Source organism: Streptomyces sp. NPDC051909, assembly GCF_040681095.1.
Classification (GTDB): domain Bacteria; phylum Actinomycetota; class Actinomycetes; order Streptomycetales; family Streptomycetaceae; genus Streptomyces.
On the sequence record NZ_JBFAYA010000003.1, the window covers coordinates 404,077 to 421,354 of the forward strand.

At 75.9% G+C, this 17,278-nt stretch carries 12 protein-coding genes; 10 read left to right on the forward strand and 2 right to left on the reverse strand.

Annotated elements, in window-relative coordinates:
• The first annotated feature begins 70 nt into the window (after positions 1 to 70).
• Positions 71 to 1,573, forward strand: a complete 1,503-nt coding sequence (locus AB0M18_RS07405; RefSeq protein ID WP_365755840.1) for a PLP-dependent aminotransferase family protein — start codon at positions 71 to 73, stop codon at positions 1,571 to 1,573.
• A gap of 71 nt (positions 1,574 to 1,644) precedes the next feature.
• Here the strand turns inward: AB0M18_RS07405 and AB0M18_RS07410 are convergent, their stop codons facing one another.
• Together AB0M18_RS07410 and AB0M18_RS07415 are read right to left on the reverse strand one after the other, a co-directional pair.
• Entirely contained in the window at positions 1,645 to 3,288 is a 1,644-nt protein-coding gene (locus tag AB0M18_RS07410) for a hypothetical protein (RefSeq protein ID WP_365755841.1), read from the reverse strand.
• A 37-nt stretch (positions 3,289 to 3,325) separates the two neighbouring features.
• Positions 3,326 to 3,520, reverse strand: a complete 195-nt coding sequence (locus AB0M18_RS07415; protein WP_128976945.1) for a hypothetical protein — start codon at positions 3,518 to 3,520, stop codon at positions 3,326 to 3,328.
• A gap of 351 nt (positions 3,521 to 3,871) precedes the next feature.
• Between AB0M18_RS07415 and AB0M18_RS07420 the strand changes: the two genes are divergently transcribed.
• The 9 genes from AB0M18_RS07420 (at position 3,872) to AB0M18_RS07460 (ending at position 17,260) form a co-directional block, all read left to right on the forward strand.
• Complete coding sequence (locus AB0M18_RS07420; protein ID WP_365755842.1) at positions 3,872 to 4,282, forward strand: ankyrin repeat domain-containing protein; 411 nt, start codon at positions 3,872 to 3,874, stop codon at positions 4,280 to 4,282.
• 231 nt (positions 4,283 to 4,513) lie between these two features.
• Positions 4,514 to 5,935, forward strand: coding sequence for a HEAT repeat domain-containing protein (locus tag AB0M18_RS07425; RefSeq protein ID WP_365755843.1), 1,422 nt, complete (start codon positions 4,514 to 4,516; stop codon positions 5,933 to 5,935).
• A 184-nt stretch (positions 5,936 to 6,119) separates the two neighbouring features.
• Complete coding sequence (locus AB0M18_RS07430; RefSeq protein ID WP_365755844.1) at positions 6,120 to 7,247, forward strand: glycosyltransferase family 1 protein; 1,128 nt, start codon at positions 6,120 to 6,122, stop codon at positions 7,245 to 7,247.
• Between the two features lie 62 nt (positions 7,248 to 7,309).
• Positions 7,310 to 8,512: a glycosyltransferase gene (locus AB0M18_RS07435; protein WP_365755881.1), complete on the forward strand. Its 1,203-nt coding sequence runs from the start codon at positions 7,310 to 7,312 to the stop codon at positions 8,510 to 8,512.
• A 416-nt stretch (positions 8,513 to 8,928) separates the two neighbouring features.
• Positions 8,929 to 10,092: an SGNH/GDSL hydrolase family protein gene (locus tag AB0M18_RS07440; RefSeq protein WP_365755845.1), complete on the forward strand. Its 1,164-nt coding sequence runs from the start codon at positions 8,929 to 8,931 to the stop codon at positions 10,090 to 10,092.
• Between the two features lie 417 nt (positions 10,093 to 10,509).
• Positions 10,510 to 14,103, forward strand: a complete 3,594-nt coding sequence (locus tag AB0M18_RS07445; protein ID WP_365755846.1) for a hydantoinase B/oxoprolinase family protein — start codon at positions 10,510 to 10,512, stop codon at positions 14,101 to 14,103.
• A 210-nt stretch (positions 14,104 to 14,313) separates the two neighbouring features.
• Entirely contained in the window at positions 14,314 to 15,861 is a 1,548-nt protein-coding gene (locus AB0M18_RS07450; RefSeq protein WP_265867067.1) for a hypothetical protein, read from the forward strand.
• Positions 15,858 to 16,367 (forward strand): hypothetical protein, encoded by a 510-nt coding sequence (locus tag AB0M18_RS07455; RefSeq protein WP_365755847.1) that lies wholly within the window; start codon positions 15,858 to 15,860, stop codon positions 16,365 to 16,367. The genes AB0M18_RS07450 and AB0M18_RS07455 overlap by 4 nt, the downstream gene beginning before the upstream one ends.
• Complete coding sequence (locus AB0M18_RS07460; RefSeq protein WP_365755848.1) at positions 16,364 to 17,260, forward strand: hypothetical protein; 897 nt, start codon at positions 16,364 to 16,366, stop codon at positions 17,258 to 17,260. Before AB0M18_RS07455 ends, AB0M18_RS07460 begins: the two co-directional genes overlap by 4 nt.
• Positions 17,261 to 17,278: the final 18 nt, after the last annotated feature.

Genomic DNA, 17,278 nt, shown 5'->3' on the forward strand with positions numbered 1-17,278 from the left:
GCTCATGACACTCTGTGGCGGGGGACGACATGCCAACCATGGCCAATTCGCGGAAGGTGGACTGATTTCCATGGCCCAGTGGACCTCGGCCGTGGGGCCGGCCCAACTCGCCCGGCAACTACAGGCCCAGCAGCCCCGGCCCACCGCCCCCGGCGCCCGCAAGCCGCCCGCCTACCGCGCCCTCGCCGACGGCATCCGGCTGCTCGTCCTGGAGGGCCGGGTCCCGGTCGCCGCCCGGCTGCCCGCCGAACGCGAACTGGCCCTCGCCCTCACCGTCAGCCGCACCACCGTCGCCGCCGCCTACGAGGCGCTGCGCACCGAGGGCTTCCTGGAGTCCCGGCGCGGTGCCGGCAGCTGGACCGCCGTCCCGGCCGGCAACCCGCTGCCCGCCCGCGGTCTGGAGCCGCTGCCCCCGGAGTCCCTCGGCTCCATGATCGACCTCGGCTGCGCCGCGCTGCCCGCGCCCGAGCCCTGGCTCACCCGCGCCTTCCAGGGCGCCCTGGAGGAGCTGCCGCCGTACGCGCACACCCACGGGGACTACCCGGCCGGACTGCCCGCGCTGCGGCAGATGCTCGCCGACCGGTACACCGAGCGCGGCATCCCCACCATGCCCGAGCAGATCATGGTCACCACCGGCGCGATGGGCGCCATCGACGCGATCTGTCATCTCTTCGCCGGGCGCGGCGAGCGGATCGCCGTCGAGTCCCCCTCGTACGCCAACATCCTCCAGCTGATGCGCGAGGCCGGCGCCCGGCTCGTGCCCGTCGCCATGGCCGAGGGGCTCGGCGGCTGGGACCTGCCCCGCTGGCGCCAGGTGCTGCGCGACGCCGCGCCCCGCCTCGCGTACGTCGTCGCCGACTTCCACAACCCCACCGGCGCCCTCGCCGACGACGACCAGCGCCGGCAGCTCGTCGAGGCCGCCCGCTCGGCCGGCACGGTGCTCGTGGTCGACGAGACGATGACCGAGCTCTTCCTCGACGAGGACCTGGACATGCCCCGCCGGGTCTGCGCCTTCGACCCGGCCGGCGCCACCGTCCTCACCGTCGGCTCCGCCAGCAAGGCCTTCTGGGCGGGCATGCGGATCGGCTGGGTGCGGGCCGCGCCCGACGTCATCCGCTCCCTGGTCGCCGCCCGCGCCTACGCCGACCTCGGCACCCCCGTCCTGGAGCAGCTCGGCGTCAACTGGCTGATGCGCGCCGGTGGCTGGGAGGAGGCCGTCGGCCTGCGCCGTGCCCAGGCCCGGGAGAACCGCGACGCGCTCGTGGCCGCGGTGCGCAGGGAGCTGCCCGACTGGGAGTTCGAGGTGCCACGCGGCGGGCTCACCCTCTGGGTGCGCACCGGCGGCCTGTCCGGCTCGCGGCTCGCGGAGGTCGGCGAGCGGGTCGGCGTCCGGGTGCCCTCGGGCCCGCGCTTCGGCGTGGACGGCGCGTTCGAGGGCTACGTCCGGCTGCCGTTCACCGTCGGCGGCCCGGTCGCCGAGGAGGCCGCCGTGCGGCTCGCAGCGGCCGCCCGCCTGGTCGAGTCCGGCGCGGGCGCGGGCGGCGAGGCCGGCCCGAGGTCCTTCGTGGCGTAGACCCGGAACAGGAGGGCGGCCGCACCCCGGTGGGTGCGGCCGCCCTCTTCACGTCGGCGTACGTACGGAGCTCAGCCCTCCGCCGGTACGGGGGAGGGGAACGCCGTGGTGCCCGGCTCCTTGCGCGGGGTGGGCGCCGTGTCCGTGTCCAGGTCCGGTTCCGGCTCCGGCGCCGAGCCGGGCACCGTCTCGACCGAGGCGGCGGTCGCCGTGCGGCGCTCGGGCAGCAGCTCCAGGACCGCCCGGCGGTGCGCCTCGCTGGTCGCGTCGTCGTACGGATCGGGGGTCGCCGGCACCTGCAGGCGCAGCACCGGGCCGGCGCCGAGCCGGGCGTACCCGCGGCCGGGCGGGACGTCCGGGACCGGGGTGGTGTGCGGGGCGGTGCCGAGCACCGCGGAGATCTGGTCGGGCGCGGCGGGCCCGAGCACGATCCGGGCGCGGGTGTGCGTCCGTACCGTCTCGCCGAGCGCGTCCACGCTGTCGAACTGCTCCGCGACCACGACCGTCACCGACGCGGCCCGGCCGTGCCGCAGCGGCACCTGGAGCAGGTCCTGCGGGTCGGGGCGGCCGTCCGCGGCGGCCAGATGGCCGAGCACGGTGGGCCGGTCGAGCAGCAGCCACAGCGGGCGGCGGGTGTCTTCGGGCGCCGGGTGGCCGGCCTGCCGGGCCCGGTTCGCGGCGATCAGCCGCCGCTCGGTCTCGTGCGCGGCCCACTCCAGGCTGGCCAGCGCGCCGGCCAGGCCGCACTCGACGGCGAGCACGCCGTCCCGGCCGACGAGGCACGCGTACTCGCCGGTGCCGCTGCCCTCGATCACCAGGACGTCGCCGTGCGGCAGCGCCTGGAGGGCGATCGAGCGCAGCAGGGAGCTGGTGCCGCTGCCGGGCTGGCCGACGGCGAGCAGATGCGGCTCGGTGGAGCGGGGGCCCGTGCGCCAGACCACGGCCGGGGCGTCCTCGGCGCCGTCGGAGGCGCGCACCGGCACGGTGCGCTGCACGGCGTCGGCGTCGGTGAAGCCGAGCACCGTCTCGCCCGGCACGGTCACGAAGCGCTGGGCGGCGATCGTGGTGGGCAGCGCGGGCAGCACGCGCATGGTGAGCCGGTTGCCCTCCTCGTCCCAGTCGAAGAGGTACTCGCGGCCCCGGCCCGACTTGGCGTGCAGCAGCTGCTCGATCCGGGCCCGGGCGGCGGGCTCGCCGTCGGTGAAGTAAGGGGGGTAGGAGATCCGCAGCCGGGTGATCCGGCCGTCCTCGTCGAAGGCGTGGTCGCCGAAGACGGTGGCCCAGTCGCCGCCGTGGGCGAACAGCGGCTCGGGGTCGTCCGGGTGGGACAGGTACGGCACCAGGGCCTCGTAGAGACCCTTGAGCCGGGCGATCTCGGCGTCGTCCGGCCCGGTCTTGACGACCGGGCGCTCACGTCCCTGCCAGGCGGCCGCGCCCATCAGCGCCACGAGGGCGAGCAGCGGTCCGTACGGCACGAGGGCGACGACCAGGACGCAGGCCGCGACCAGGAACAGCGTGGGACCGCGCCGTTCCTTGGGGGTCGCGGCCCACTTGGCTCGCGCGGTCGCGGCCAGCTTCCGCAGACCACGCGAGAGGGTGATCAGCGGATGGAGCACGTCGGTGGCGCTGTCGGCGGCCGTTCGCGCGATCTCTCGGCTGCGCGCGAGCTGCGCGCTGCCGCTGCTCAGAATGCGGGGGAGTGGGCGCCGGGCCACGTCGTACTCCTGAAGGGGTGGAAGGGGCTGGGGGACGTCAGAACTTGATCCCGCCCAAGAGGCTGGCGAGGCTCTGGCCGCCGGCGGTGATGCTCGGGGCGATGGCGGTGCCGGCGAGGTAGAAGCCGAACAGCGCGCAGACGAGAGCGTGCGAGGCCTTGAGCCCGTCCTTCTTGAAGAACAGGAAGCAGATGATGCCGAGCAGGACCACGCCTGAGATGGACAGGATCATGAGGTGTTCTCCTGGTTGAGGGGACAGTCACCTTGAGTCCTTCCAGGTTCACAGCAAGTATCTATGTGACTAAAGGTGCATACGGGTGAATCTCGGGCCGTTTCACTTGACCGGTCGACGCCGGGTGCCCCTCCGGGTGACGGAACGCGCGCGCTGAGGTAGTGCACCGGTCCGGGGCGGACCGCGATCATCCTTGCCGCGGACGGGGCCCCTCATGTGCTGCGGCGGGCAGTACCCTGTCGATTCACTCGTACGGCCGCCGTCACCGTGCGCGGTCGGGCATGACAGGTGCGCAGCACGACAGGTGCGCAGGGTGACGGGTACGCAGGGCAAGGAAAGGCAGGCGCCACGATGAGCGAGCACGAGACCCCGGACCCCGAGGTCGTCGAACTGGCCGGCAAGGTCTTCTACCTGGCCAGGACCGGCGACGCGGCGACCCTCGCCGCCTGTCTCGACGCGGGCGTTCCGGCGAACCTCGGCAACGAGAAGGGCGACACGCTCGTCATGCTCGCCGCCTACCACGGGCACGCCGAGGCCGTCACCGCCCTGCTCGCCCGCGGCGCCGACGCCGACCGCGCCAACGACCGCGGCCAGACCCCGCTCGCCGGTGCCGTCTTCAAGGGCGAGGACGCCGTGATCCGCGCCCTCCTGGCCGGCGGCGCGAATCCGGAAGCAGGAACTCCGTCCGCCGTGGATACCGCGCGGATGTTTGGGAAGACGGAACTCCTGGAGCTCTTCTCCGAATCGGTGAACGAGGGCTGAACCCCAGGTGAGACGGCGCCGTAAATGTGGTCGCGGTGGCGAAATGGGTGGGTCATCATGACGTCGGGCCCGCAGGGGGCCACCGACGAGAGGCAGAGGAAGATGGTCACTGGCAAGCGCAGGACGACGGGCGGCCCGACATGTTGCCGCACGGCCTAGGCGAACAGCCTGCCCCGGTTCATCCCGGGATTCCCCCCGGTCGTGTCGACAGCTTGATGTGAGGCGTCTTCCATGTTCGATCCAGTCATAGCGCCGAGCGGCACCTTGCTCGGTCTGCTGCAGAGGGGCCGCGGCGACGGCACCCTCCACGCGCTCGCCGCACCACGCGCCGAGGCCCTCGCGGCCCTGAACCACTGCGTGCTCGACGACCCTCGCCACGACTGGCGGGTCGAGAACCGCTCCCTCTACTACGCCCGGCTCTTCCTGGACCTCCACGGAGGTCTGGAGCAGATCGAGGCGCACCTCTTCGCGGCCGAGGACCACCTCGACACCGAGGAGTCCCGGACCGGGCTCGCGCTCGCCGTCCTCGGCCACCTCGCGTCCTACGGACGCCAGGACGCCCTCGCGCTGCTCCGGCGGTACGCGGCGGGCGGCGCCAACTGGGCCTGGGCCCTGGACGAGCTCGCCCTGCGCGACGACGACGCGGGCCTGCGCGCCCTCGCCGAACCCGTGCTCGCCCGCTTCCCGGCCACCCCCGAGGGCGAGGCCGAGCTGGCCGCCACCGTCCGCGACGCCTACGAGCCCCGGCCCTGGCGCCTGTGGGCCGAGGACCCGCGGCCCGCCGTCGGCGCCCGCATCACGGCCGCCCGCGAGCAGGGCTCCTTCGACCGCTGGCAGCGCCAGCTGCGCCCCACCGGCCCCCGGCCGGGCTGGAGCGTGCGCGCCGTCCTCGACTGGGCCCAGGAGGGCCACGAGCGCGGCGCCGAACTGCACGGGCCCGCCGCCCGCTGCCTGGTCGCCGTCGCCGGACCCGAGGACCGCGAGACGATCCTCGACGCCGCCCGCGGCGGCCCCGACGGCGCCCGCTGCGCCGCCCTGCACTACCTCGCCGAGGCACAGGACCCCGCAGTCCTCGACCTCGTCGAACGCGCCGTCGGCGACGGCTCCCGCACCGTCGCGGACGCCGCAGTCGCCGCGTACGGCCGGATGTGCGGCGAGGCCGCCGTCGACCGCGCCCGCGGCTGGATCCACCGCCCCGACGAGCTCGGCGCCGCAGCCGCCGGGACGCTCGCCTGCCGCGGCGGCTCCGAGGACTCCCCCCTCGTCCTCGGCGCCCTCCGCGAGACCGTGCGCTCCCAGGGCCCCGACGCGCCCGCCCTCTACCCCCTGGTCGACGGCGCCGGCCGCCTCGGCATCGTCTGCGCCGCCCCCGTGCTGCGCCACGTCTACCGCGAGACCGCCTCCTCCCAGCTGCGCGGCCGCACCGCCCGGGCCCTCGCCGCCACCGACGCCGGTTTCCCCACCGGCTTCGCCGTCGAGTGCCTGTGGGACTGCGAGGAGACCACCCGCGAGGTCGCCGCGCAGCACGCCGAGACCGGCGACGCGCGCGTCGCCGAACGGCTGCGCAGGCTCGCCGCCGACCCCGCCGAGGAGGCGGAGGTCCAGACGGCGGTGCGCAATCGGATAGGGCCGGACCTCGACCTGCAGGTCTGAGGACCTGGGGTACGAGACGAGTACGACGGGGGTGGCCGGTGACGGCCACCCCCGCGTGCGTGCAGGGATGAGGGAGCGGCGGGCCCGCCGGCCGCGGCTCGTCGGGGAAAACGCTCATGGGACGTTTTCCGGCCGTCCAGATCCACTTTGACGGGGACACGCCGGGTCCGACGACAACACGGGTATGCGTGTCGTCATCGTCACCGAGTCCTTCCCGCCCGATGTCAACGGCGTGGCCCACACGGCCCTGCAGACCGCCCGCCACCTCGTCTGCCGCGGCCACGACCCCCTCGTCGTCGCCCCCGCGGTCCCCGCATCCGCCCCGGGAACGGACGCCGACGCGCCCTGTCCCGTCGTCCGCGTCCCCTCCCTCGGCCTGCCCGGCTACCCCCAGGTACGGGTCGCTCTGCCCAGCCGCCGCGTGGCCGCCGCCATCGCCGCGCACCGCGCCGACCTCGTCCATCTGGCCAGCCCCTTCGTCCTCGGCGTGCGCGGCATGACCGCCGCCACCCGGCTCGGCCTGCCCGCCGTCGCCGTCTACCAGACCGACCTGGCCGGCTACGCCCGCACCTACATGGGCGCCGGAGAGTCCGCCGCCTGGCGCCGGCTGCGCGCCGTGCACGGCGCCGCCGACCGCACCCTCGCTCCGTCCACCGCCGCCGTACGGGACCTGGAGGCGCACGGCATCGGCCGGATCCGCCTGTGGGGACGCGGCGTCGACACCGAGCGCTTCCGCCCGGAGCTGCGTGACGAGGCGCTGCGCCGCGAACTCGCGCCCGGCGGCGGGACGATCGTCGGTTACGTGGGCCGGCTCGCCCCCGAGAAGCGCGTCGACCTGCTCGCCGGGGTGTGCGAACTGCCCGGCGTACGGGTCGTGGTCGTCGGCGACGGCCCCAGCGAGCCGGGCCTGCGCGCCGCCCTGCCCGGCGCCGTCTTCCTCGGCCGGCGCACCGGGGCCGACCTGGCGCGGATCTTCGCCTCGCTCGACGTCTTCGCCCACACCGGGCCGTACGAGACCTTCTGCCAGACCGTGCAGGAGGCGATGGCCAGTGGCGTGCCGGTGGTCGCCCCCGCCGTCGGCGGCCCCCTCGACCTCGTCGCCCACCGCACCACCGGCCTCCTCGTCCCGCCCTGCGACCCGGACGCGCTGCGCACCGCCGTCGCCTCGCTGGCCGGAGCACCCGCGCTCCGCACCGGGTACGGCAGGGCCGGCCGGGCCGCCGTGGAGCGGCGCACCTGGGAGGCGATCGGCGACGAACTGATCGGCCACTACCGGGAGGTGCTGCGCGAGCGGACGGCGGTGGCGGCGTGAGGGGCGAGGTGCGGGAGGCCGGGAGGATCGGCGCGGGCGCGGGTGCGGGCGTGGGTGCGGGCGTGGGCACGGACTCCGGCCTCGCCGGGGGCCGGGACGCCGACGAGGCCGGGCTGCGGATCGTCCGGCTCGCCAACTTCGTCACCCCCACCTCCGGGGGCCTGCGGACCGCGCTCGACCGGCTGGGCCGCGGCTACCGCGCCGCCGGCCACGAACCGGTCCTCGTCGTCCCCGGCGAGACCGCGAGCGACGTCGACACCGACCAGGGCCGGGTCATCACCCTGCCGGGCCCCGAACTCCGGGGCACCGGCGGCTACCGCGTCCTCACCGACCGGCGCGGCCTGCGCCGGCTCCTGGAAGAGCTCGCCCCCGACCGCCTGGAGGTCTCCGACCGCACCACGCTGCGCTGGACCGGCGAGTGGGCGCGGCGCGCGCGGGTGCCGTCCGTGATGGTCTCCCACGAGACCGCCGACGGGGTGCTGCGCACCTGGGGCGTGCCGGGCGGGCTCGCGGAACGGGCCGCGGACCGGCTCAACCGCCGTACCGCGTGGGCGTATTCGCGGGTCGTCTGCACCACGGAATGGGCGGAGCGGGAGTTCGTACGGATCGGAGCACGCAATGTCGTCCGCGCCCCGCTCGGTGTCGACCTCGCCCACTGCCGGCCCGAGCGCCGCACCACGGCGACGCGCGAGCGGTACGCGGCGGGGGAGCGGGTGCTGCTCCTGATGTGCTCGCGCCTCTCCGTCGAGAAGCGCCCGCTGCTCGCTCTGGAGGCCCTCGCCGAACTGCGCGCCCAGGGCATGCGGGCCGCGCTCGTGGTCGCGGGCGACGGGCCGCTGCGGGGCGCCATGGAGCGCCGCGCGGCGGAACAGCGCCTCCCGGTGCGCTTCCTGGGCCATGTCGCCGACCGCGACACCCTGGCCGACCTCCAGGCCGCCGCCGACCTCTGCCTGGCCCCCGGCCCGGCCGAGACCTTCGGCCTCGCCGCCCTCGAAGCCCTCGCCTGCGGCACCCCCGTCGTGTGCAGCGCCTCCTCCGCCCTCCCGGAGGTCGTCGCAGACGCCGGCGCCGCCGCCCCCGACGACCCCGCTTCCTTCGCCCACGCCATCCGGACCGTCCTGTCCCGCCCGGAGGCGGACCGCCGCGCCACGGCCCGCGCCCGCGCCGAACTCTTCTCCTGGCCCCGCGCCACAGCGGCCTTCCTGGCGGCCCACGACGCCGCGCCCGCGCGGGCGCCGCGCGTGGGCCGGGAGGACGTGCGATGACGACCCGGGCGAAGGAGACGACAGAACCGGACGGCGCGCCGGGGAACCCGGACCGCCTGGGTGGGCCCCCGGCGCCGGCCGAGGTCGGCTCGGCGGCCGATCTGTTGTCCGGCCCGGCCGATGGCGGAGACTCGGCCGATCGCGGCCGCCCGCCGGTACCCGGCGCGGCCCGCCTGGCGAGGGCCGCCGAGTCTCCGCCTGGTCCGCCTGGTCCGGTGGACGCCGGCGCCCCCGTCGGGCCGGGCTGTCCCGGCAGGCCGTCGGCGTGTCCTACGGCTCCGGTGTCGGCAGCGGCCGGCTCCTCGGGCGCCCTGCTGCCCGGCCCGGCCGATGGCGGAGACTCCGCCGATCGCGGCCGCCCGCCGGTACCCGGCGCGGCCCGTCAGGCGAAGGCCGCCGAGTCTCTGCCTGGTCCGGTGGACCCCGGAGCGCTCGCGGGTCCGGGCCGTTCCGGCGCCTCGTCGGCCGTGGTCGGCACGGTGGCCGACCTGGCGGCGCGTGGCGCGGCGTCCGCCCTGGCGGGGCCGACCGTGCCCGGCGCGGCCCGTCCGGCGGACGCCGGAGTGTCCGCGCACCAGGACCGGCCCGCCGGCCGACCCCGGACCCACGGTTTCGCCGCGGCCGCGGCGCCCGCCCGCTTCGTCGCCCTCGGCGACTCCCTCAGCGAGGGCGTCGGCGACCGGGTCGCGGGGGGCTGGCGCGGGTGGGCGGCGCTGCTCGCGCAGGGGTTGGGGCCCTCCGGCGAAGGGGTCGCGTTCACGAATCTCGCCGTGAGCGGGGCGCAGAGCCAGGACGTGCTGGAGACGCAGCTGCCGGCCGCGCTGGCGCTGCGGCCGCACGTCGCGTCCGTGGTGGTGGGGGTCAATGACACGCTGCGGCGGACGTTCGACATCGGGCAGCTGGCGCGGCGGCTCGACCGGGTGTGCCGGGAGCTGGTCCAGGGCGGGGCGGTGGTGTTGACGGCGTGCCTGCCGGATCCGGGGCGGATGCTGGGGCTGCCCGGGCCGCTCGCCAGGCCGCTGGCGCGGCGGCAACGGGCCGTGAACGCCGTCGTGCACGCGCTGTCCGAGCGGTACGACGCGGTGCACCTGCATCTGGACGGCCCACGGTGGACCGACGACCGGGCGCTGTGGAGCGCCGACCGGCTGCACCCGGGGGAACGCGGGCACCGGGCGGTCGCGGGCGCGTTCCACCGGCTGCTGAAACAGCGCGGGCTCGCGCTCGGCCCGGCGCCGGCGCCCGAGCCGGAGCAGCCGCCCCCGACCCGTACGGACGCGGTGCTGTGGCTGGCCACCGCCGGCACCGCGTGGGTGGTACGGCGGTGCGGCGACCTGCTGCCGCAGCTGCTCGGCCTCGCCGCCGCCGAGCTGCGCCACTCCGCGACCGGCACCGGCGACCTCCTCGACGCCCGGGCCGAGCGCGCCCTGGGACGCGCCCTGCGGACCATGGCCGGGCCTGCGACTCCCGCGGAGCTTCGCCCGGCGGGGAGAACCCCCGGCGACGGCAGAGCGCCCACCCCCGCGCCGCCTCCCCCGCGCCCGGAGGCCCCGGGGACCCCCCGAGCCGAGGCGCTCCGATAGCCCGTTGCCGAGGCGCTCGGCCCGCGATGCTCCCTCTCGGCCCCGGCGGGCCGGGGAAGGTCCCGACCCTTGGGCCCTGGCGGCCCAGGGAGGCGCCCCCTCGGTTCTGGCGGCTCGGGGAGGTCCCGACCCGTGGGTCCTGCGGCCCGGGTCGGCCCCGAGCCCTCGATCCTGGCGGTCCGGGAAGGCGCCGACCCCTCGGCCCTGGCGGGCCTGGGAAGGCCTCGACCTCTCGCCCCCTGGGCCCTCGCGGACCTGACCAGGCCCCGCCCCCCTCGGGCCCTGCCCGCCCTGGGAAGCTCCACCCCTCGGGCCCGGCGGGCCGGCGAGGCCCCCACGCACCGGCTCCCGCGACCCCTCCCGCCCAACCCGCGAGACACCCCCACCCACACCCCTCGCCCCCGCCACAATGAGGGCATGACCGGACGCTGGGAGTTCTGGATCGACCGGGGCGGCACCTTCACGGACGTCGTGGGGCGGCGCCCCGACGGGCGGCTCGTGACCCGGAAGCTGCTGTCGCACGACCCGGGCCGCCGCCACGACGCCGCCGTCGCCGGCATCCGGCTGCTGCTCGGCCTCGGCCCCGACGAACCCGTCCCGGCCGAGCGGATCGCCGTCGTCAAGATGGGCACCACCGTCGCCACCAACGCCCTCCTGGAGCGGCGCGGCGAGCCGACCCTGCTGCTGATCACCGCCGGGTTCCGGGACGCGCTGCGCATCGCGTACCAGAACCGCCCGCGCATCTTCGACCGGCACATCGTGCTGCCCGAGGCCGTGTACGAGCGGGTCGTCGAGGTCCCCGAACGCGTCGACGCCCACGGCCGCGTCGTCACCCCGCTGGACGAGACCGCGGTCGCCGCCGCCCTGGCGGACGCCCACCGCGACGGGCTGCGCTCGGCCGCCGTGGTCCTGATGCACGGCTACCGCCACCCCGGCCACGAGACCCGGATCGCGGCGCTCGCCCGCGCCGCCGGGTTTCCGCAGGTCAGCTGCTCGCACGAGGTCAGCCCGCTGATCAAGCTGGTGCCGCGCGGGGACACCACCGTCGTCGACGCCTACCTGTCGCCGATCCTGCGCCGTTACGTCGACGAGGTCGCCCGCGAACTCGCCGGCATCCGGCTGATGTTCATGCAGTCCAACGGCGGCCTGCGGGAGGCCGCGCACTTCCGCGGCAAGGACGCCGTCCTGTCCGGTCCGGCCGGCGGGGTCGTCGGCATGGCCCGCACCTCCCGTCAGGCGGGCTTCGAGCAGGTCATCGGCTTCGACATGGGCGGCACCTCCACCGACGTCTCCCACTACGCGGGCACCCTGGAGCGCGAACTCGGCACCCAGGTCGCCGGGGTGCGCATGCGCGCCCCGATGACCAGCATCCACACCGTCGCCGCCGGCGGCGGCTCCGTCCTCCACTACGACGGACAGCGCTACCGCGTCGGCCCCGACTCGGCCGGCGCCGTCCCCGGCCCCGCCTGCTACCGGCGCGGCGGCCCGCTCACCGTCACCGACGCCAACGTGATGCTCGGCAGGATCCAGCCCGCCCACTTCCCCGCCGTGTTCGGCGAGCACGGCGACCAGCCGCTCGACGCCGACGTCGTGCGCGAGCGCTTCACCGCCCTCGCCGCCGAGATCGGCGGCGGACGCGGCCCCGAGGAGGTCGCGGCCGGCTTCCTGGAGATCGCCGTCCTCAACATGGCCAACGCCGTCAAGAAGATCTCCGTGCAGCGCGGCCACGACGTCACCCGCTACGCCCTCACCAGCTTCGGCGGCGCGGGCGGCCAGCACGCCTGCGCCGTCGCCGACGCGCTCGGTGTCGACACCGTGCTCGTGCCGCCGCTCGCCGGCGTCCTCTCCGCGTACGGGATCGGGCTCGCCGACGCCACCGCCATGCGGGAGCAGTCGGTCGAGGCGGAGCTCGACGCGCCCGGGACGCCCGAGCGCGTCACCCGGCTGTGCGACGACCTCGCCGACCGCACCCGGGAGGAGCTGCGCGCCGACGGACTGCCCGAGGACGCGATCACCACGCACGCGCGCGTGCTGCTGCGTTACGCCGGCACCGACGCGAGCCTGCCGGTACCGCTCGACGCGCCGAAAGCGATGAAAACCGAGTTCACAGACGTTCACCAGGCGCGGTACGGCTTCACCACGGACGCGCCGGTCGTCGTCGAGGCCGTCTCCGTGGAGGCGATCGGTGCCGCCGGGCCGCACGGACCCGTCATCGTGCCCGAGGGAACCCACGTCGGCGACCTCGTACCGCGCGCCACCGTCACCACGTACGGCGGCGGCCGAGCCGTCCCCACCCCGCTGCACCGCCGCGAGGACCTGCGCCCCGGCGACGCCGTCACCGGACCCGCGATCCTCGCCGAGGCCGACGCCACCACCGTCGTCGACCCCGGCTGGGAGGCCACCGCCACCGACACCGGGCACCTGCTGCTGCGCCGCGTCGTCCCGCGTCCCGCCCGCACCGCCGCCGGCACCGACGTCGACCCGGTCCTCCTGGAGGTCTTCAACAACCTCTTCATGGCCATCGCCGAGCAGATGGGCGTGCGCCTGGAGAACACCGCCCACTCCGTGAACATCAAGGAGCGGCTCGACTTCTCCTGCGCCCTCTTCGACCCCGAGGGCAACCTCATCGCCAACGCCCCCCACATCCCCGTCCACCTCGGATCCATGGGCGAGTCCATCAAGGAGGTGCTGCGCCGCAACGAGGGCGGGCTGCGCCCCGGCGACGTCTACGCGGTCAACGACCCGTACCACGGCGGCACCCACCTGCCCGACGTCACCGTCGTCACCCCCGTCTTCGACCCCGACGGCACCGAACTGCGCTTCCTCGTCGCCTCCCGCGGCCACCACGCCGAGATCGGCGGCATCACCCCCGGCTCCATGCCCGCCTTCAGCCGCACCGTCCACGAGGAGGGCGTCCTCTTCGACAACTGGCTGCTCGTCCGCGACGGACGGTTCCGCGAGGCCGAGACCCGGGAGCTGCTCACCGGCGCCCCCCACCCCTCCCGCGACCCCGACACCAACCTCGCCGACCTGCGCGCCCAGATCGCCGCCAACGAGAAGGGCATCGAGGAACTCCGCAAGACGGTCGACCAGTTCGGCCTCGACGTCGTCCACGCCTACATGCGGCACGTGCGCGCCAACGCCGAGGAGTCCGTCCGCCGCATCGTCGCGCGCCTGGACGACGGCTCGTACCGCTACGAGACCGACGGCGGCGCCGAGATCCGGGTCGCCGTCACCGTGGACCGCGAACGTCGTTCCGCCGTCCTCGACTTCGCCGGCACCTCCGCCCAGCTGCCCGGCAACGCCAACGCGCCCACCTCGGTCGTCATGGCGGCCGTCCTCTACGTCTTCCGCACCCTCGTCGACGACGACATCCCGCTCAACAGCGGCTGCCTGGCCCCCCTCGACGTGCGCGTCCCGGCCGGCTCCATGCTCGCCCCCGCCTACCCGGCCGCCACCGTCGCCGGCAACGTCGAGACCTCGCAGGCGGTCACCGGCGCCCTCTACGCGGCGCTCGGCGTTCAGGCGGAGGGCTCCGGCACGATGAACAACCTCACCTTCGGCAACGACCGCGTCCAGTACTACGAGACGATCGCCAGCGGCTCCGGCGCCGGGGACGGCTTCCGCGGGGCCGACGCCGTGCAGACCCACATGACCAACTCCCGGCTCACCGACCCCGAGGTCCTGGAATGGCGCCACCCGGTCCGGGTCGACGCCTTCTCCGTCCGCGAGGACAGCGGCGGCCGCGGCCGGTGGCACGGCGGCGCCGGCGTCGAACGCCGCATCCGCTTCCTCGAACCCATGACGGTCGCCCTCCTCACCGGCCACCGCCGGATCCCGCCGTACGGCCTGGCCGGCGGCGAACCGGGTGCGCTCGGCGCCAACACGGTCGAACGGGCCGACGGCACCGTCGACCTCCTGGACGGCGTCGACACCACCGACGTCGGCCCCGACGACGTCCTGGTCGTCCGCACACCGGGGGGCGGAGGGTACGGCCGGCCGCCCCTGTGACGGGACCGCGCCGAACCGCTGCTCGCCGGCCGCCTCGACGACTCCCGGACCCTGATCGTCGCCGCGTACGCGAAGGCGGTCGACGCCCCCGCAGACGTGACGGGCGCCACAGGTCCGCCCCGGCACACGGCCCCCGCCGAGGGGCGCACACCCCCGGTCGTATAAGCGCCGTTTCGACCGTTGTCAGTGCGAGGACCTACTCTGTGCACCGTGACTTCGCCTGCCTCGACGGACCTCGCTCCGCCCCAGCTCAGCGCGGGGCCGCGGCCCGCGCAGGGCCCGGCCGCCGACGAAGGGCTCGCGCGGCGCCTCCGCGCGCTCGCGTGCACCGCCCCGCTGCACGACCTCGACGCGCGCAAGGCCAACCTGGCCGGCGAGTACTCGGTCTACGCGATGGCCGAGGTCGCCCTCGCCGCGATCGACCTGGTCACGCTCAACATGGACTTCGACACCGGCGCGGACCACGAGCAGATAGTGGCCCGCCTGCTGCCCCGCGTCGCCGCCCAGGCCCCCGAGCGCCCCGCCGCCGAGCACGAGCGTGTCGCCCGCTGGGTCCTGGAGAACCTGATCAACGTCGGCAGCGTCGACCGCGGCTTCCGCGCGGTGTACGGCACCTTCGGCGCCGACGGCGTCTACACGCGTCGCGACTACGACTTCAAGCTCATCGAGGAGGTCCCCGGCTACGGCGGCGGGGTCTATCTGCGCACCACCGACGAGGCGGTCAACGTCCTCGTCGGCGCCCTCGACACCGACGTCACCAGCGCGCAGATCGCCGCCGAGGTCAAGCTGGAGGTCCTGATCAGCAGGGGCCGCCTCGCCGACGCGCAGCTCGCCGCCGAGCAGGCCCGCTACCGCACCGTGCAGTACGCGGAGACCCTCCGGAAGACCCTGGAGGCCACCCGGCGCAACGTCCGCGCGGTCGACTGGCTCAACACCGTGCCCGACATGATCGCCGAGGCGCTCGACCACGTCGCCGACCGCTACCGCCACGAGAACGCGATCCTCACCAACATCCGCAAGGCCCGCGACGAGGCCGAGGCCGCGACCGACGCCAGGACCGCCGAGCACAAGCGCCGCGCCGCCGAGCTCGTCGACATCGTCAAGGACTGCATCCGCCGCCACACCCAGCTGCAGTCCCGCCTCCTGGAGGCCGGCCCGCTGTTCCGTGCCGAGCAGGACCGCCAGGCCTTCGCCGCGCCCACCGCGTACACCGGACTCGACCTCTACGGGCAGCTGGTCGCCCCGGTCCTGCCGCTCCCCGTCGAGCAGGCCACCCGGGTCACCGACGCCTTCTTCGCCCGCGGCACCGGCCTGCGCACCCCCGCCGCCGTCCGCGTCGGCGACCTGGTCGACCTGCTCCTCACCCCGCCCGTGGAGCGTCAGCACCTCGGCGCCGAGATGCCCGAGCCGGATCTGATCGCCACCCCCGACGACAGCCGCTTCAGCGACGAGCAGCTGGCCGCCGCCATGGAGCTGCTCGACCTGGAGCACGACGCCCCGCGCCGGCTCTCCGGACTGCTCGCCGAGGCCCGCCGCGGCGGCGACCCCGACCTGGCCTACCTGGTGGCCCTGCTCGCCGTGCACGCCGCCAGCCCCCCGGTCGGCACCGCCTACCGCCAGGGCGAGGAGCGGCTGCTCTTCGCCGTCGACGACGGCACCCCGCTCGACGACCCCGAGTTCGGCGGCGCCGACCTCATCGTGGGCACCGCGCTGCTCGACGCCGTGGGCATGGCGGCCGACCGCACGGAGGCCTCGTGACCGCGCCCGAGGCGATCACCCCCGACTCCGTCCCCGTCGCCGACTCCGTTCCCCCCGCCGTACCGGCCGTCCCCGTGCCCGTCCCGGCCCCCGCCGGCGAGCGGGCGCCCGGTCCGCGCGTCACGCCCGTCGTCATCGGCCGCCCGGCCGCCGAGGACCCCGGACCCGCCGGGGACGGACCCCGGGTCGCCACCGTCGAGACCGGCACCGCACCCGTCGGCGGCACGGACCGGCCATACGTCCGGGCCGTGCCGCTGCGCCGCCGTCCGCGCCCCGCCGGGGAGCCGGTGCCCGCCGTGCCGACCGTCGCCGTCACCCCCGTACGCCTGCCGCTGCCCGAGACCGTGCCCCTGCCCGGGACCCGGACCGGCACGCGGGCCGGCACCGAGCCCGCCCGCACCGAGCCCGGCCGTACAGATCCCGCCCCCACCGAGCCCGCGCCGACGGACCCCGCGTCGACCGCCCCCGCGTCACCGAACCGCCGCACCGAGGAGCCCCAGCCGTGAGCGAACACCACGTCGAGCACACCGACGCGTGGAGCGAGCCGGAGGCCCCCCGGACGCCGGCCGCGCCCGCACCGCTGACCCCCGCCGACGCGGCCGACGCCGCACGCCTCGTCTCCTTCGGGCTCCAGCCCAAGCTGCTGCCCGCCCGCGACCACGAGTACGCGGAACTGCTGCGGCGCTACCGCGAGGACACCGCCTTCGCCCGGCTCGCCGACGCCGTCGCCACCGGCCTGGGCCTGGTCGTCCTGGAGGTCTCGCCGCGCGCCGGCATGGCCGTGACCGCCGGCGAGGACTCCGTCTTCGCCGTCCGCATGGGCGACTACGCCCGCCGCGCCTCCACCGACTCCGCCGACCGCTTCCTGCACGGCCTCGCCCACCTGGCCATCGCCGCCATGGCCTTCCCCCGCCCCGAGGACCTCGCCGACGACGGCTACATCGGCCGGCTCACCGTCAACGGCGTCGACGCCTTCGTCCGTCAGGCCTGCCGCCGCCTGGAGGAGCGCGCCGAGCGGGACGGCGAGAACACCGACCCGGCCACCGACGCCCCCGGCCTGGAGGCCGCCTGGCGGATCTACGCCCGGCGCAGCTCCACCGGCGCCACCAAGGACGCCCGCCGCCTCGCCGGCTCCACCACCGGCATCGTCGGCAAGGCCGTCGCCTTCCTCACCGACTCCGGCTTCCTCCAGCGCACCGGTGACGAGTCCGGCGGCTCCTACCGCACCACCGCCCGCTACCAGCTCCAGGTCCGCGACATGGCCGGCAGCGCCGCCCTCGCCGAACTCCTCGACCTGGGCGTCGTCCCCGTCAGCGACGGCTCCGCGACCCTCCTGCCGCCGCCCGAGGGCGACGACCTGGAGATCGCGGCCGACGCCGGTCTGCCCTTCCACGGCTGACGGCGCACGCCCCGCCCC

Bases quoted from the DNA above. Each gene is read 5' to 3' on its own strand.
- AB0M18_RS07445 (WP_365755846.1), top strand. From the start codon at position 10,510: ATGACCGGACGCTGGGAGTTCTGGATCGACCGGGGCGGCACCTTCACG.
- AB0M18_RS07405 (WP_365755840.1), top strand. From the start codon at position 71: ATGGCCCAGTGGACCTCGGCCGTGGGGCCGGCCCAACTCGCCCGGCAA.
- AB0M18_RS07420 (WP_365755842.1), top strand. From the start codon at position 3,872: ATGAGCGAGCACGAGACCCCGGACCCCGAGGTCGTCGAACTGGCCGGC.
- AB0M18_RS07415 (WP_128976945.1), bottom strand. From the start codon at position 3,520: ATGATCCTGTCCATCTCAGGCGTGGTCCTGCTCGGCATCATCTGCTTC.
- AB0M18_RS07430 (WP_365755844.1), top strand. From the start codon at position 6,120: ATGCGTGTCGTCATCGTCACCGAGTCCTTCCCGCCCGATGTCAACGGC.
- AB0M18_RS07425 (WP_365755843.1), top strand. From the start codon at position 4,514: ATGTTCGATCCAGTCATAGCGCCGAGCGGCACCTTGCTCGGTCTGCTG.